Below are 2903 nucleotides of genomic sequence, written 5' to 3'. Positions count from 1 at the left end.
TACGCGCGGCTGCTGGGCCGGCCCGTCTTCCATGTGCCCACGCCCGCCGAGTGCGGCGGCGTCCCGGACCCCTACGCCCTCCTGGAGACCGTGCGGCGGGTCCGCGCCGAGGGCGGCGACCCGCGGCTGCTGGTGCTGTCCGTCGCCGACGACCCCACCGCCACCGTCGCCCCGCCCGAGGTGCTGCACGAGGCCGTGGAGGCCGCCGCGGCCGAGGGCCTGCACCTGATCAGCGACGAGACCTGGCGCGACACCCTGCACGCCCCGCAGGACACGGTCCTGGTCTCTCCCGCCGAGATGCTCCCCGACCGGGTCACCGTCGTCAGCGACCTCGCGGGCGCCCTGCTTCCCTCGGGATGGCCCGCCGCCGTCGCCCGCCTCCCCGACACCGCCACCGGGGACGACCTCCACGCGCGCGTGCTCGACGTCCTCACCGCGCTCGACGCGCGCGTGGCGGCCCCCGTCGCCACGGCCGCCGCCTTCGCCCTGACCGAACCCGAGCCCGTCACCGCGCGCGTGGAGAGCGCCGTACGGCTGCACGCGCGTGTGGCCGCCGCCGTGCACGCCGCCGTCGTCGCCGTGGGCGGTCTCGCGCTGCCGCCGCGCGCCGGCCGGCACGTGTACGCCGATCTCGGGCCGCTGCGCGAGCCGTTGGCCGCGCGGGGTGTCGGCGACGCGCAGGACCTGGAGGACCTCCTGACGGCCCGGCTGGGCATGCCCGCGCCGGGCGGGCACCGCTTCGGCGACGACCTCGGGGCGCTGCGCGTACGGCTCTGCACGGGCCCCCTCCTGGGCGGTACGGACGCGCAGCGCACGGAATGCCTGACGTCGCCCAGCCCGTTGGAACTGCCACACGTGGAACGCGCGTTGATCCATCTGAGGTCGGTCCTCGACGATCTCCGTGACGACGCTCAGCGACGGGAGCCTCCTCGATGACGCAGCAGTCCGAGTCGACCACCCCCACGCCCGTGCGGGACACCGGCACCCCGCCGGTCGTCTCCCCTGTGACCTCGCCCGTCCCGCCGCTCGCCGAGCCCCGCCCGCTGGGCGAACACCGGGTGTGGCCGCGCACCTTCCACGACCGGCTGACCGCCCCGCTGCCCGGTCTCAAGGCCTTCGCCCGCTTCGCCCGCGAGGGCGCGGTACGACCGGGGAAGGAGGGCCTCGCCGATGTGCCGCGGCTGCCGTTCGCGCCCGGCCCGCTGCCCCGCGTCGACACCCGCACCGTCGCCGTCACCTGGGCGGGACACGCCAGTTGGGTGGTGCGGGCCGGCGGCCTGACCGTCCTGACCGACCCGGTCTGGTCCCGCCGCATCATCGGCACCCCGGCCCGGATCACCCCCGTCGGCGTCCCCTGGGAGAGCCTGCCGGCCGTCGACGCCGTCGTCATCAGCCACAACCACTACGACCACCTCGACGCCCCCACCCTGCGCCGGCTCCCGCGCGACACCCCGGTGTTCGCGCCGGCCGGCCTCGGCCGCTGGTTCCGGCGCCGCCGGTTCACCCGCGTCACCGAGCTGGACTGGTGGGAGGCGGCCGAACTGTCCGGCGTCCGCTTCGACTTCGTACCGGCCCACCACTGGTCCAAGCGCAGCCTCACCGACACCTGCCGCTCCCTGTGGGGCGGCTGGATCCTCACCGACCCCGACGGACAGCGCGTCTACTTCGCGGGCGACACCGGCTACGGCCACTGGTTCTCCCGCATCGGGCAGCGCTACCCCGGCATCGACCTGGCGCTGCTGCCCATCGGCGCCTACGACCCCCGCTGGTGGCTCAGCGACGTCCACTGCGACCCGGAGGAGGCGGTACGGGCGGCCCGTGAGGTGGGGGCCCGCCGGATGGCGCCCATGCACTGGGGCACGTTCGTCCTCTCCGCGGAGCCCGTCCTCGAACCCCTCACACGCGTGCGGGCCGCCTGGCGGCGGGCGGGCCTGGCCCGCGAGGACCTGTGGGACATGCCGGTGGGAGGTTCACGGGTGCTGTAGGGCCGTGCCGCCCCGCGCCGCGGGTGTCTCAAGAGGCGCCTCCGTCACCCGCGGCCGGCGGCTCTCACCCGGCCGGCCGCTCGCGCACCCGGCGCCACAGTCCCGGCACCACGCTGATCAGCAGCGTCAGCGCCACCGCCGCGACGACGCCCTGCCACGGCTCCGGGAACAGCGAACCGCCGAGGATCCCGATCAGCTGGTAGGTCACCGCCCACGCCAGGCAGGCCGGCAGGTTCCCGCGCACGAACCGGCGCAGCGGCCAGTCGGCCATCAGGCACGCCAGCATGACCGGGATGCGGCCGGCGGGCACCAGCCGGGACAGCACCAGCACCGCCGTACCGTGGTCGGCGAGCTTCTCCTGGGCCCGTGCGAGCCGCTCCTCCGGGGCCCGCGAGCGGATCGCCGCCAGCCAGCGCGAGCCGTTCCTCGACCGCATCCCGCGCCGGCCCAGCCAGTACAGCGTCGCGTCCCCGCAGAACGCGGCCAGCGACGCCGTCACGAACACCAGCGCCAGCGAGAAGGGCGCCGTCTGATGGAAGGCGACCACGGCCGCCGAACTCACCAGCGCCCCCGTCGGCACCACCGGCACCAGCGCGCCGATCAGCACCAGCAGGAACAACGACGGGTAACCGAGCGCCTGTTGGGCCGACTCCGCCGGCGGAGCCGTCGTGGCGGCGGCCAGCGCCATCATCGCCGCACCTCGGGGCTCACGCTCTCACCGTGCGCGAGCCGGTGCACCACGACATCCGGCGCGCGCTCCGCCGCCAGGCGCACGAACTCCTCACCCGGCGCATGGAATTCATGGGGGCGCACGGCGTCCATCCCGATCGGCCAGTACGTGCCGTAGTGCACCGGCACCGCACTGCGAGGCGCCAGCCGGGCCAGCGCCTCCGCGGCCCGCCCCGCGTCCAGGTGCCC

General features: G+C 75.8%; 3 protein-coding genes and 1 pseudogene. 2 read left to right on the top strand and 2 right to left on the bottom strand.

Going from position 1 to position 2903, the window contains the following annotated elements; all coding sequences use genetic code 11:
* Together BZL64_RS32140 and BZL64_RS32135 are read left to right on the top strand one after the other, a co-directional pair.
* Window positions 1–936: aminotransferase class I/II-fold pyridoxal phosphate-dependent enzyme (locus tag BZL64_RS32140; protein ID WP_086772652.1), on the top strand; the 936-nt coding region annotated here is incomplete at its 5' end.
* Complete coding sequence (locus BZL64_RS32135) at window positions 933–1985, top strand: MBL fold metallo-hydrolase (RefSeq protein ID WP_086772651.1); 1053 nt, start codon at window positions 933–935, stop codon at window positions 1983–1985. The genes BZL64_RS32140 and BZL64_RS32135, both read left to right, overlap by 4 nt.
* A gap of 64 nt (window positions 1986–2049) precedes the next feature.
* Here BZL64_RS32135 and BZL64_RS32130 read toward each other — a convergent pair whose 3' ends face one another.
* A complete protein-coding gene (locus BZL64_RS32130; RefSeq protein ID WP_086772650.1) occupies window positions 2050–2676 on the bottom strand; it encodes a DedA family protein in 627 nt (208 codons plus the stop codon).
* Window positions 2673–2903, bottom strand: a pseudogene (locus BZL64_RS32125) (MBL fold metallo-hydrolase); the annotation flags it as partial. The gene BZL64_RS32130 and the pseudogene BZL64_RS32125, both read right to left, overlap by 4 nt.

The sequence above is a fragment of the Streptomyces bobili genome (assembly GCF_002154575.1).
In the GTDB taxonomy this organism is placed as follows: domain Bacteria; phylum Actinomycetota; class Actinomycetes; order Streptomycetales; family Streptomycetaceae; genus Streptomyces; species Streptomyces bobili.
Note: the sequence above shows the minus strand (reverse complement) of the source record. Positions and strands in the feature narration are given on the sequence as shown.